Origin of the sequence: Pseudoalteromonas sp. SR41-8 (genome assembly GCF_014163915.1) — a bacterium.
GTDB lineage: Bacteria > Pseudomonadota > Gammaproteobacteria > Enterobacterales > Alteromonadaceae > Pseudoalteromonas > Pseudoalteromonas rhizosphaerae.
In genome coordinates this window covers 256,510-268,913 of record NZ_JACJEE010000002.1, presented here as the reverse complement: position 1 = coordinate 268,913, position 12,404 = coordinate 256,510, and the positions used below count along the sequence as shown (strand labels likewise).

The window sequence follows — 12,404 nt, the reverse complement described above, 5'->3', positions numbered from 1 at the left end:
TGTCTAAGCGTTATTAACTAATCACTGAATCAACCAACTTCTTGGCTTCTTTTTCTAATAGCGCTAAATGTTCTTCACCTTTGAATGATTCAAGGTAAATTTTATAAATGTCTTCAGTCCCTGATGGACGCGCTGCAAACCAGCCGTTTTCAGTAACTACTTTTAAACCACCAATAGCGGCATTATTACCAGGCGCATGAGTTAGCTTTTGTAAAATAGGCTCGCCCGCAAGTGTATCTGCCGTAACATCTTTCGCACTTAGCCCTTTAAGTCGCTCTTTTTGGGCAGAACTTGCAGGTGCATCTATACGTTTGTATATAGGCGCACCAAATTCGAGCTCAAGCTCTTTATAAAGTGCTGATGGAGTTTTTCCTGTTACAGCTAAAATTTCCGCGGCTAATAAACCCATGATGAAACCGTCTTTGTCGGTATTCCATACTGTACCGTCAAAACGAAGGAATGATGCCCCGGCACTTTCTTCACCGCCAAACGCGAGTGTTCCAGTACTTAGCCCTTCGACAAACCATTTAAAACCAACAGGTACTTCTTGCACTTGACGATTATTACGGGCAACTACTCGGTCAATCATCGCACTTGAAACAAGTGTCTTGCCAATTTCAACGTCTTTGGACCAATCACGATGATTTAATAAGTAATCAATGGCAACCGCTAAAAAGTGATTAGGATTCATTAAGCCGTCAGGAGTTACAATACCATGGCGATCATAGTCTGGATCATTGCCAATGCTTATATCAAAATCATCTTTAAGGGCGATTAAGTTTGCCATCGCATAAGGTGATGAGCAATCCATACGAATTTTGCCATCTTTATCAAGTGGCATAAATGCAAAGCGCGGATCGACACTTTCATTGACGATTGTTAAATCTAAAGCAAATTTTTCGGCGATAATAGGCCAAAAGTTGATCCCTGAACCACCGAGCGGATCAATACCCACTTTAATATTTGCATTTGCAATCGCTTTTACATCAACAACATTAATCAAATCTTCAATATAAGGAGTCATTAAATCTTGGTATTTAATAAAACCTGAACGGGCAGCTTTTGCAAATGGGAATAGCTCAACCTCAACTAAATCTTCTAGTAGTAGTTGATTTGCTCTGTCTTCTATCCACTTAGTAACGTCAGTATCTGCCGGCCCGCCATTAGGTGGGTTATATTTAAAACCGCCGTCTTCTGGAGGATTATGTGAAGGTGTAACAACAATACCGTCAGCTAATTCATGAGGATGTAATTTGTTATGACACACGACCGCGTGGCTAATCACCGGTGTAGGTGTAAAATCGTCGTTTTCTTGCGTGATCACTTGTACTTCGTTAGCAACAAGCACTTCAATCGCTGAATTGTAAGCCGCCTCACTTAACGCGTGCGTATCCTTACCTAAGAATAGCGGTCCAAAAATATTATTTTGTTTTCGGTAATCACAAATTGCTTGAGTAATGGCGAGAATGTGAGATTCATTGAATTTCACATCATATGAACAACCTCGGTGCCCTGAAGTACCAAAAGCAACACAATGTTCAAGGTTTTGCTCTAGATCGGGTTCATTTAAATAATAAGCAGACACTAATTTTGGTACATTTACTAAATCTGATTGTGTTGCAGGTTTCCCTGCACCGGAATGAATCGCCATTACATTTCCTTTATAAGTAGTCTCGAATTTTTTCAGCTTGTTCAGCACTATAGCCTAAGCCAAGTGCCACTTCGTGTAGCATCATTTTCTTACGGGTAGTATTTGAGTTGGTCATTACCCAGTATTCACTGTCGGTAATGTTTTTTGGATTCATACTGCTGCCACTGTTTACTAACGCTTCTTTGCTGGTTGCGAAGTAAACGCGATCACGCCCTTGCACATCCAATACCGCTGAAAAATCAGTTTTATGAGTTCTATGTAAAGCAGATAAAATAAACAAAAAGCGCCCTACTACGCCTTTTTGCATGGCCAACTCTTCTTTATTGAGTATATTAAAAACACTGGCATGCGCTTGTGTCAATGGTGTGACAGCGGCTGACTTTTTATTCTCGGTCGATGAGGTGTGTTCAGTTGTTTGAGTCGTCTTTGCAACCTCATGCGTGACGGGCTGTTCTGGTTTTTCTTGCGCGGCTAAATCATTTTCGCCGTGAATATTTAATAAACGACGTAAAATAGTTGAGGCGCTTTCGCCTATACTTTGAGTGTTACTTGCAATGTATTGATATAACTCGTCGTCTATGTCAATTTTTTTCATGTTATTCCTGTCGTTACGGGTCACATTTTTTTCATCCATGCTGATTATACCCAAACCTGATTTAATTCTCTATGTTTTGCAATTTGTTATTTCACTAGGCAAACTAGGCACACTTTTATGAGATTGTTTTTGGAAACTGTGATGCTGTTAAATTACAAACAAACTGGCCAAGGGCCGCATGTAATTTTGATCCATGGATTGTTTGGTTCACTGGAAAATTTAAATGTTATAGCCAATGCATTGGCAGAAAATTTTACAGTAACGAATCTTGATTTACGTAACCATGGCCGTTCACCACACAGTGATATTATGGATTACCCGGCAATGGCTGACGACGTACTCGCCTTAATGGACCATTTAAGTATTGATAAAGCCCATTTAGTCGGTCATTCTATGGGCGGGAAAGTTGCTATGCAAATAGCACATATTAATCCAAGCTCAGTAAATAAGCTCGTAGTATTAGATATCGCTCCTGTTGCATATCAAAGTCGTCATGATGATATCATTGCGGCATTAAAGCTGGTAAAAAGCCATGCTATTAATGACCGCAAAGAAGCGGATAAATTAATGACGCAGCTAATACCTGAATTAGGTGTTCGCCAGTTTTTGCTAAAAAGCTATGCGAAAAACGAACTTGGTGAACTGCAGTGGCGCTTTAATTTGACTACCCTAAGTGAAAAATATCGCAATATTTTAGCAAATATTAAAGCAAATGATTCTTGTTTATGCGATACTTTATTTATCAAAGGGAACGATTCTGATTATATATTGCCTGAATATCGTGAAGCTATTATGGCTCAATTTAGCAACGCAAAAGCAAAAATTATTCATGGCGCAGGTCATTGGTTGCATGCCCAAAAACCAATGGCGGTTAATAAGTCTATCAATGATTTTTTAATGGCTTAATAAAGCAAAATTTAATCACGTATTTTTGACTTAGCGCACTAAATTATTACAATTTTATATGCTATAGTACGCGCCGTTTAATTTAAAGGTTATACGTTGATGGTCAGTCAGTTAATTAACGAATTTGATACCCTTGGGTTGTACTTTGGCTTAGCCGGTGTGTTCTTTTTTATCGGTATGGCTATCCAAGACGTACTAAAAAAAGGTAATGTGCCTAAATTTGGCCGTTATGTAGTATGGCTTGTGCTATTTTTAGGGTGTTCTGGTTTTATCGCTAAAGGACTTATTCAAGTTTTTTGGCAAGGTGCGGGTGTGGGTTAACCATGGCTAAGTCTGAAACAGATAGAACAACGCTCGATTTATTTGAATACGAAAAACGCCCCGGCAGACCAAAAACGAATCCCCTACCAAGGGAGGTTCAGTTAAAGGTAAATAAACGTAATCAAATAAAAAGAGATAAAGCACGTGGTTTAAAGCGTGTCGAATTTAAAGTTTCATCGCAGTTATATCAAGCGTTAAGCGATATGGCCGATGCACAAAATATTAGCCGCAGTGCGCTGATTGAAACTATTTTACAAGAAAGATTGGCTATTGATAGATAAAAGGTTTTAAATCCATGGCAAGTGTAGGTATTTTTTTCGGAAGTGACACAGGTAACACAGAACACGTAGCTAAAATGATCCAAAAAGAATTGGGTAAAAAGTTAGTGGCTGTGCATGATATTGCTAAAAGTTCAAAAGAACAGATCGCAGAATTTGATTTAATCTTATTTGGCATTCCTACTTGGTATTATGGTGAAGCACAATGTGATTGGGATGACTTTTTCCCTGAATTAGAAGAAGTTGATTTTGAAGGCAAGCTTGTGGCTATTTTTGGCTGTGGCGATCAAGAAGACTACGCTGAATACTTCCTTGATGCGATGGGTATGATCAATGACATCGTTACTGAGCGTGGCGCTATTGTTGTGGGTCATTGGCCAACACAAGGGTATGATTTTGAAGCCTCGAAAGGCATGGCTGATGACAACCATTTTGTTGGTTTAGGCATTGATGAAGACCGTCAACCAGAGCTTACTGAACAACGTGTAAAAGCATGGTCAGCACAAGTTTATGAAGAAATGTGTTTAAGTGAACTTGCTGATTAAATGCACTTTATTGCTAGTAATCGTATAAAATAGTGACGTTCGTTTTCCTATTACACATTTTATAAGTATTTCTAGCAATTGATCTTTGCACTTAATGACTAGGCACGTTATTCTTATCGTTGCTAATGTGTCGTGTACATCTTTGTAAGGTGTCTAGTATAACCAAATATAATTGAGACAGATTTAATGACTGATCATAACTTGGAATTAAAAAAAGCCGGCTTAAAAGTAACTTTGCCGCGTATTAAAATTTTAGAGATTTTACAATCTCCAGATAACCAACACATCAGCGCTGAAGATGTTTACAAAATTCTTTTGGACCTAGGTGAAGAAATTGGCCTTGCTACTGTGTACCGCGTACTTAACCAATTTGATGATGCGGGTATTGTTAGCCGTCACCATTTTGAAGGCGGTAAGTCTGTATTTGAACTCTCTGGTAGCACACACCATGATCACCTAGTATGTTTAAAATGTGGTAAAGTTGTTGAATTTGAAGATGAAATGATTGAACGTCGTCAACTTGAAATTTCAGAAGAAAATGGTATTAAATTAACCAACCACTCTCTTTATTTGTATGGCGAGTGTACTGACACTGCAGCATGTAAAGCATTTGCTGATAGTCAATAATTTATTAGCTGAATAAAAAAAACCTGCAAATTGCAGGTTTTTTTATGTCTGTTACTTTTATCCCCTCGCCTTTGAGCGAAGGGATAAAAAACTACTGCTGTGTTTTAGTCCAAGAATCACGTAAACCAACTGTTTGGTTAAATACAATGTTCTCTGACTTAGTATCACGGCTGAAGTACCCTGTACGTTCAAATTGAAAACCTTGTGCAGGCTCTGCATTAGCAAGTGATGGCTCAAGTTTTGCGTTTGCTAAAACCACTAATGAATCAGGATTTAAAGTTGTTGCAAAGTCTTCAGCTGCTGCAGGATTTGGTACGCTGAATAACCGATCATATAAACGAACTTCTGCGGTGATTGACTCACTGGCTGACACCCAGTGGATAACGCCCTTCACTTTACGTCCATCAGTTGGATTTTTGCCCAGCGTTTGTGGATCATAGCTACAAAAAATCGTGGTTATTTCGCCATTTTCGTCTTTTTCAACACGCTCTGCTTTAATAACATAAGCACCACGTAATCGAACTTCTTTATCAAGTACTAAGCGCTTGAATTTGTTATTTGCTTCTTCTTTGAAGTCTTCACGTTCAATATAAATTTCACGGGTGAACGGAACATCACGACGACCCATACTTTCATCATTTGGATGATTTGCAATTGATAAGGTTTCAACGGTATCAACAGCATAGTTTTCAATGATGATTTTAACCGGATCGAGAACGGCCATGGCACGTGGAGCATGTTCGTTTAAGTCTTCACGGATACAGGCTTCAAGCATGCCCATTTCAACCATGTTTTCTTGTTTGGTTACGCCAATACGTAAGCAAAATTCACGAATTGATGCTGGTGTATAACCACGACGGCGAAGACCTGCAATGGTAGGCATACGCGGATCATCCCACCCTTCAACATACTCATTGACCACTAAATCATTTAGCTTACGCTTTGACATTATAGTGTATTCAAGGTTTAACCTTGAAAACTCAATTTGTTGTGGATGACATTCAAGACTGATGTTATCTAACACCCAATCATATAAACGGCGGTTATCTTGAAATTCAAGTGTACACAATGAATGGGTAATGCCCTCTAGCGCATCTGAGATACAGTGCGTAAAGTCATACATTGGGTAAATACACCATTTATCACCGGTTTGATGATGATGAGCAAAACGCACACGATAAATAATAGGATCACGCAGCACCATAAATGAGCTGGCCATATCGATTTTTGCGCGTAATACACACTCGCCTTCTTTAAATTCACCAGCACGCATTTTTTCAAATAGTGCTAAGTTTTCTGAAGGACTAATATCACGGGTTGGACTATTTTTACCAGGCTCTTTTAACGTGCCGCGATATTCACGCGCTTGATCAGCTGTTAAAAAGCACACATAGGCTAAGCCTTTATTAATAAGCTCTACAGCATAGTCATACAAAGTATCAAAATAATTTGACGAATACTTTATTTCACCATCCCAGTTAAAACCTAACCACTGAACATCTTCTTTGATTGAATTAACGTAGTTAATATCTTCTTTTTCAGGGTTAGTATCATCAAAACGTAAATTACATTGACCACTGTAGTCTTGCGCAATACCAAAATTTAAACAAATTGATTTAGCATGACCAATATGTAAAAAACCATTTGGCTCTGGTGGAAAACGAGTATGTGTAGACGCATGTTTACCTGATGCTAAATCTTCATCAATACGGGTTCTTATAAAGTTACTTGGGCGATTCTCAATTTCCGCCATAGGAATACAATCCTCACAATAGTGCATGGTGACAAAACTACTGCATTATACCCAAACCACCCCAAGATGCGAGTTTCAGTTGGAATTAAAAGCGATTTAGGCAAGGCATTGATTGCAAATAATAGTGGTTCTATTGGTAAAATCAATAACGCAGTATAAATCGCTTTTAAACCAACCCGTTGGGCGTTTCGCAGGCACTTACTCTCATCGTTGTTACTTCTTAAAAGGGACTGCCATTGTTGCAAAGTAACGCCTTGATATTAAGCCCCTGTGAAACGCTGAATTCTGCATATTGAGGTGGTTTGGGTATATTATAAAAACAAACTTTAACATACAGTAATAGATGCGGGTTTATTACATATTGTGTGCTTAGCGGAAAATACTAGCTAAAGAACCACGCCTGGGTTGTTATTTAATCTCTTAATGACGATAAATTGTTCTAGCGCAATAAAACAGTCATTCAACCAAGCTACAGTGACGTCATTAAAGTAATTCTTTTAAGGAGAAAATAATGGCTTCACTTTCACAGCATCGCGTTTATATCCCAACTACTGCACGCGCAAACCAATATATCTTAGCGGAGTTCGTACCCAGTGCCGATTTATACGCACGTTTTAGTAATATACAGCAATGTTATGAACGTTTAGCACGACAGCTATTCTCTTCATGTGATGAATACGAGCTACACAATGTACATTTGATAGCAAACGATAAGCTCCCCGTTGTTAGGTTTCATGAAGAGTCGTATTGTTTACAAACAGAAAAACAAATTTTATTCTTTTATAACCCGCGTTACCATGAAGCGCATAAATGCATTTACGACAGCAGCAAACCCAGTAAAAAAATTCGCTTACTCTTCCTTGCTACTGGTGAAGACTTGCGTGCAAATGCTGCCATATTCCATACTCGGGTTAAAAAAGTACTCGAATACCTACAAAGCACATTATTGATCGATGAAGCAGCAATAAAAGTGCGTGATCATCAACATTTAACCTATGACTTGTTCGCCAAAGCGAAAGGATGTAAAGAAAGCTACGGTTATAAACTCAGAGGACTCTACCCTCGCTACCAAAGCCGCCATTGTACACTCCCTGCAGAACATAATGAGATGACCTATACGACATTTGCGATCCCAATAACACGTACTATTAAAACTCAGTTTCATCATTTACTTAATAAGCCAACATTCACAGAGTTTTACCAGCACTTTTATGACGCATTTATTAAGCAATGCGCCGCCAAAAATTTACATTTAGCGGCGATGATAGCAAATGGTACGATGCCAATAATTAGAAACAGTAAGACTGATAACAACGATGGCAATCATGAATTGCAAAAGCTAAGTTTTTCAACCGACGATCAAAAAACGCAATATAGTCATTATTGGCATGATGAAAAACTAGTAGATTCACTGCATTTTGTTATTGTTGCCAGTGAAAAAGACGAACAAGGAATTGGCCACGGTCGGTTTATGAATCAAGTTGAAAGTGTGATCCGTACACTCATCGAACCATTATCTATTAATATAGAGCGCCAAGATATCACTGTGCGATTTTTTCAACATATCAATCATTATCTATAATAGCGAGCTTGTCGATAATGAACCCCTTAAGCTAAGTTCAGGTTAACTACAGACCTTATCCCTGCCAGTATTTTTAGCATGGTAAAGGTTTGTGTCAGCAACTTTTAATAACGTATTAAGGGCGAGTCCTGGCTGCATTTGTGCTACACCAGCACTGCTTGTTAAAGTGATTTTTTTATCGGTCAAGCTTAACGATTTTAAACAAATGCATAAGTTACCGATAAAATCATGCCCTTGTGCAAGTGTTAAGTTTGGCATTACCACAATAAACTCTTCACCACCAAAGCGAGCAAATTGATACTCAGTATCAGCTAACTGCTCTGTAAGTAACGCGCTAAAAGCAATTAGGGCTTGATCACCGATATCATGACCATATTGATCATTTACTTGTTTAAAATGATCAATATCTAAAATTGAAACTGAAAAGTTTTGTTGCTTCCCGATAAGTTGCGCTGCAATAAAATCGAGAATATAGCGACGGTTATGAGCTCCAGTGAGTGGATCTGTATTTGCTCTGCGTTGGCTTCGTAAATATGCTTTGCGTTGATTTAATGCGAAAATTGTAATGCTTAATATCGCTAATATACCAATAACAGAATAGGCTGCTTGTAACTGTCCTTCTTTAGCTAACTTATCTAAAGTAATTTGTTGGTATTTTAATTTCTCTTCAGCCAACTGCAATTTGATATCTTGTTGAGTAGATTCAAATCGTGAGCGTGCTTCTTGCTCGAGTTTCTGCTGCGTTGTTTCTTTTGCTTGCTCTGTAAGCTTAATCAATAACTTCAGTGCATTAGTAGCCTCTGCAAAACGACCTAATTGTTCTAGGCTTTGCGCCTTTAAGCTGAGTGTATTCCGGCTGTAACGGTTATTAAGCGGCCTATCGTAATCAGTCAACAATAACTCTGATGCTTGAATATATTCAAGTGCTTGCTCTGGTTGCTGTAATGCTAAGAAAGTTTTAGCAAATCCATTATTTAACGCAATTATATGCGCTGGATTTACAATCACTTTATTAACATAACTTTTAGCCAAGTATAGTAGTTGCAACGCTTGCGAATATTTTTTTTGCTTCAGAGCGACATTTGCTTTACCAGCTGGCGCTAAAAAAAGATAGCGCGGTGCTTTTACCATTGCTGATAACATTATCATTTCTTCATAACAAGCCGCCGCTGAATCAAGTTTTTCGGCGCGCTCATATGTCATGCATAAGATATAGATAACAGGCAAACCATTGACAACATTGCCGTTTTTACTGGCGAGATCGCGTGCTAAAACTGCATATTGCTCACCTTTCTCAAATAGTGACATGGTCGAATAATATGCAGCTAAACTATCATAAACATAAAGCATGGTAGTTGATGACATATTCGCAGTTTTGGCTTCAATGTAGGCATTTTCGATAATTTCTATTGCTTTAGGGTATTCCTCTTGCCAGAGCAACAGAGCCCCTTCAATTTACTCAGCTTGTACCAACATCTCTAAATCGTTTGCTTGAATAAAGGCATTTTGTGCTAAGCGGATTTGTTTAATACTTTCAGGTAACAGCCCTTCTTCTAAAGAAAAAACACTCCGATACATTAACCAATAACCTTGGATCCAATCATCGTCTTTAGGCAGTTGTTGTTGGGCAAGTTCAAAGTAACTTTGTGAACGTGCGATATCACCTTTAAATAAATACAGCCGCGCTAACAAAGTATTATTATAAGCGTGTTCAGTGGTAGAAATACGCTGAGCTGCTTGTGTAATAACTAATTCTTCGATCAACTGATTTGGTTCAGCTAATGCGCGTTGTTCGGTTACTAAAAATGCGGTACGAAATGAAGTAGATGAAAATAAATTGAAAGAGCAACAAAAGCATACAAGGTAGACTGTAAAATAAATTATTCGCATTACTGCTAGATCTTCCAATGATAAAAAGCAATCGCACATTATAACGGCAGTTTTGATTATTACCAGTAGAGTTTATTGAAACAAGCTATTGATTTTTATTATTAAATAAACAGCTAGAGATTCGGAAATTTATCATTATCTAGACATAATACTTTATAAATAATGGCAAAAAAAAGGCTCACTAAGTGAGCCTTTTTTCAAAACATAACAGGTTATTACCAGCCAGTTTTTTCTTTAAGTGCTTTACCGATATCAGCAAGTGAACGTACAGTTTTTACGCCCGCAGCTTCTAATGCAGCAAATTTCTCATCAGCAGTACCTTTACCGCCAGCGATGATTGCGCCAGCATGACCCATACGCTTACCTTCTGGTGCAGTAACACCAGCAATGTAAGAAACAACAGGCTTAGTAACGTTAGCTTTGATGTACTCTGCAGCTTCTTCTTCTGCAGTACCACCGATTTCACCGATCATTACGATCGCTTCAGTTTGTGGATCTTTTTCGAACATTTCTAAAACGTCGATAAAGTTAGTACCAGGAATTGGGTCGCCACCAATACCAACACAGGTAGACTGACCGAAACCTGCATCTGTAGTTTGTTTAACAGCTTCGTACGTTAAAGTACCAGAGCGAGAAACAATACCTACTTTACCAGGTTTGTGGATGTGACCAGGCATGATACCAATCTTAGTCTCACCAGGAGTGATAACACCTGGACAGTTAGGACCGATCATACGAGTACCTGTTTGATCTAGTTTAACTTTAACGTCAACCATATCAAGTGTAGGGATACCTTCAGTGATACAAACGATTAGCTCGATGCCCGCATCGATTGCTTCTAAGATAGCATCTTTACAAAAAGGTGCTGGTACATAGATAACTGATGCAGTTGCACCTGTTGCTTCTACAGCATCACGTACAGTGTTAAATACTGGAAGACCAAGGTGCGTTTGACCGCCTTTACCTGGGCTTACACCACCAACCATTTGTGTACCGTACTCAAGCGCTTGCTCTGAGTGGAAAGTACCTTGGCCACCGGTGAAACCTTGACAGATAACTTTTGTATCTTTATTGATTAATACAGACATTATTTGCCCTCCGCAGCAGCAACAACTTTTTCAGCCGCGTCTGTTAGTGATTCAGCAGCAATGATATCTAGACCAGAATTCTTAAGAACTTCACGACCTAGCTCAGCGTTAGTACCTTCTAAACGTACAACTACAGGTACGTTTACGCCAACTTCTTTAACTGCGCCAATGATGCCTTCAGCGATCATGTCACAACGAACGATACCACCAAAGATGTTAACTAAAACAGCTTTAACGTTGTCATCTGAAAGAATGATTTTGAATGCTTCAGATACACGTTCTTTAGTCGCGCCGCCGCCAACATCTAGGAAGTTTGCAGGCTTACCACCGTGTAGGTTTACGATGTCCATAGTACCCATTGCTAGGCCTGCACCGTTAACCATACAACCAACGTTACCGTCTAATGCAACGTAGTTAAGTTCAAAACTTGCTGCATGTGCTTCACGTGCATCTTCTTGTGATGGATCGTGGAAATCACGCATTTTAGGTTGACGGTAAAGTGCATTACCATCGATACCGATTTTGCCGTCAAGACAGTGAAGGTTACCTTCATCAGTGATAACAAGCGGGTTGATTTCAAGTAGTGCGAAATCGAAATCAGTAAACATTTTACCAAGACCCATGAAGATCTGTACGAACTGTTTCATTTGTACTGGGTTAAGACCCAATTTAAAACCTAGTTCACGTGCTTGGTAAGCTTGAGGACCTACTAATGGGTCGATCTCTGCTTTGTGGATAAGCTCTGGTGTTTCTTCAGCAACAGTTTCAATTTCAACACCGCCTTCAGTAGACGCCATGAAAACAACTTTGCGAGATGCACGGTCAACAACTGCACCTAAGTACAATTCGTTGGCGATATCAGTACAGCTTTCTACTAAAATTTTAGCAACTGGCTGACCATTCTCATCTGTTTGGTAAGTAACTAGGTTTTTACCTAACCAGTTAGCTGCAAACGCTTTAACTTCGTCGATAGTTTTAACTAGCTTTACACCGCCAGCTTTACCACGTCCACCTGCGTGAACCTGAGTTTTAACAACCCACATATCACCGCCGATTTTCTCAGCAGCTGCTGCAGCTTCTTCAGGTGTATCGCAAGCGAAACCTTGAGAAACTGGTAAACCATATTCGGCAAAAAGTTGTTTTGCCTGATACTCATGCAAATTCATGA

Annotated in this window: 13 protein-coding genes; 6 read left to right on the top strand and 7 right to left on the bottom strand. The window is 39.0% G+C overall.

Annotation, left to right across the window (positions count from 1 at the left end; all coding sequences use genetic code 11):
- Window positions 1-13: 13 nt before the first annotated feature.
- Together pgm and seqA are read right to left on the bottom strand one after the other, a co-directional pair.
- Window positions 14-1,651: a phosphoglucomutase (alpha-D-glucose-1,6-bisphosphate-dependent) gene (gene pgm / locus H5162_RS02790; protein ID WP_182777579.1), complete on the bottom strand. Its 1,638-nt coding sequence runs from the start codon at window positions 1,649-1,651 to the stop codon at window positions 14-16.
- A 10-nt stretch (window positions 1,652-1,661) separates the two neighbouring features.
- On the bottom strand, window positions 1,662-2,246 hold the full coding sequence (gene seqA / locus H5162_RS02785) for a replication initiation negative regulator SeqA (RefSeq protein ID WP_182717858.1): 585 nt from the start codon (window positions 2,244-2,246) through the stop codon (window positions 1,662-1,664).
- 141 nt (window positions 2,247-2,387) lie between these two features.
- On the opposite strand from seqA, the gene H5162_RS02780 reads away from it, so the two are divergent.
- From H5162_RS02780 to fur, 5 genes are all read left to right on the top strand, one after another.
- A complete protein-coding gene (locus tag H5162_RS02780; RefSeq protein ID WP_145234106.1) occupies window positions 2,388-3,152 on the top strand; it encodes an alpha/beta fold hydrolase in 765 nt (254 codons plus the stop codon).
- A 99-nt stretch (window positions 3,153-3,251) separates the two neighbouring features.
- Window positions 3,252-3,473, top strand: coding sequence for a DUF2788 domain-containing protein (locus H5162_RS02775; protein ID WP_054204660.1), 222 nt, complete (start codon window positions 3,252-3,254; stop codon window positions 3,471-3,473).
- 2 nt (window positions 3,474-3,475) lie between these two features.
- Window positions 3,476-3,754, top strand: a complete 279-nt coding sequence (gene ybfE, locus H5162_RS02770) for a LexA regulated protein (RefSeq protein ID WP_016709654.1) — start codon at window positions 3,476-3,478, stop codon at window positions 3,752-3,754.
- A 14-nt stretch (window positions 3,755-3,768) separates the two neighbouring features.
- On the top strand, window positions 3,769-4,296 hold the full coding sequence (gene fldA, locus H5162_RS02765; protein WP_145233882.1) for a flavodoxin FldA: 528 nt from the start codon (window positions 3,769-3,771) through the stop codon (window positions 4,294-4,296).
- Between the two features lie 186 nt (window positions 4,297-4,482).
- Window positions 4,483-4,923 (top strand): ferric iron uptake transcriptional regulator, encoded by a 441-nt coding sequence (gene fur / locus H5162_RS02760; RefSeq protein ID WP_145233880.1) that lies wholly within the window; start codon window positions 4,483-4,485, stop codon window positions 4,921-4,923.
- 91 nt (window positions 4,924-5,014) lie between these two features.
- Here the strand turns inward: fur and glnS are convergent, their stop codons facing one another.
- Window positions 5,015-6,676, bottom strand: a complete 1,662-nt coding sequence (gene glnS / locus H5162_RS02755) for a glutamine--tRNA ligase (RefSeq protein WP_182777577.1) — start codon at window positions 6,674-6,676, stop codon at window positions 5,015-5,017.
- 511 nt (window positions 6,677-7,187) lie between these two features.
- Here glnS and H5162_RS02750 point away from each other — a divergent pair.
- Window positions 7,188-8,258: a DUF3083 family protein gene (locus tag H5162_RS02750; protein WP_145233874.1), complete on the top strand. Its 1,071-nt coding sequence runs from the start codon at window positions 7,188-7,190 to the stop codon at window positions 8,256-8,258.
- Between the two features lie 42 nt (window positions 8,259-8,300).
- On the opposite strand, the gene H5162_RS02745 is transcribed toward H5162_RS02750, so the two are convergent.
- The 4 genes from H5162_RS02745 to sucC all read right to left on the bottom strand — a co-directional run bounded on the left by H5162_RS02745 (window position 8,301) and on the right by sucC (window position 12,402).
- On the bottom strand, window positions 8,301-9,698 hold the full coding sequence (locus tag H5162_RS02745; RefSeq protein ID WP_182777575.1) for a diguanylate cyclase: 1,398 nt from the start codon (window positions 9,696-9,698) through the stop codon (window positions 8,301-8,303).
- Between the two features lie 15 nt (window positions 9,699-9,713).
- Entirely contained in the window at window positions 9,714-10,148 is a 435-nt protein-coding gene (locus H5162_RS02740; RefSeq protein WP_182777573.1) for a hypothetical protein, read from the bottom strand.
- A 215-nt stretch (window positions 10,149-10,363) separates the two neighbouring features.
- Window positions 10,364-11,236, bottom strand: coding sequence for a succinate--CoA ligase subunit alpha (gene sucD / locus H5162_RS02735; RefSeq protein ID WP_145233870.1), 873 nt, complete (start codon window positions 11,234-11,236; stop codon window positions 10,364-10,366).
- A complete protein-coding gene (gene sucC, locus H5162_RS02730) occupies window positions 11,236-12,402 on the bottom strand; it encodes an ADP-forming succinate--CoA ligase subunit beta (RefSeq protein ID WP_145233868.1) in 1,167 nt (388 codons plus the stop codon). The genes sucD and sucC overlap by 1 nt, the downstream gene beginning before the upstream one ends.
- Between the last annotated feature and the right edge of the window lie 2 nt (window positions 12,403-12,404).

What these genes read in the sequence shown, in the direction of transcription:
- pgm (WP_182777579.1), bottom strand. Translation starts at nt 1,651, where the DNA reads ATGGCGATTCATTCCGGTGCAGGGAAACCTGCAACACAATCAGATTTA.
- seqA (WP_182717858.1), bottom strand. Translation starts at nt 2,246, where the DNA reads ATGAAAAAAATTGACATAGACGACGAGTTATATCAATACATTGCAAGT.
- H5162_RS02780 (WP_145234106.1), top strand. Translation starts at nt 2,388, where the DNA reads ATGCTGTTAAATTACAAACAAACTGGCCAAGGGCCGCATGTAATTTTG.
- H5162_RS02775 (WP_054204660.1), top strand. Translation starts at nt 3,252, where the DNA reads ATGGTCAGTCAGTTAATTAACGAATTTGATACCCTTGGGTTGTACTTT.
- ybfE (WP_016709654.1), top strand. Translation starts at nt 3,476, where the DNA reads ATGGCTAAGTCTGAAACAGATAGAACAACGCTCGATTTATTTGAATAC.
- fldA (WP_145233882.1), top strand. Translation starts at nt 3,769, where the DNA reads ATGGCAAGTGTAGGTATTTTTTTCGGAAGTGACACAGGTAACACAGAA.
- fur (WP_145233880.1), top strand. Translation starts at nt 4,483, where the DNA reads ATGACTGATCATAACTTGGAATTAAAAAAAGCCGGCTTAAAAGTAACT.
- glnS (WP_182777577.1), bottom strand. Translation starts at nt 6,676, where the DNA reads ATGGCGGAAATTGAGAATCGCCCAAGTAACTTTATAAGAACCCGTATT.
- H5162_RS02750 (WP_145233874.1), top strand. Translation starts at nt 7,188, where the DNA reads ATGGCTTCACTTTCACAGCATCGCGTTTATATCCCAACTACTGCACGC.
- H5162_RS02740 (WP_182777573.1), bottom strand. Translation starts at nt 10,148, where the DNA reads ATGCGAATAATTTATTTTACAGTCTACCTTGTATGCTTTTGTTGCTCT.
- sucD (WP_145233870.1), bottom strand. Translation starts at nt 11,236, where the DNA reads ATGTCTGTATTAATCAATAAAGATACAAAAGTTATCTGTCAAGGTTTC.
- sucC (WP_145233868.1), bottom strand. Translation starts at nt 12,402, where the DNA reads ATGAATTTGCATGAGTATCAGGCAAAACAACTTTTTGCCGAATATGGT.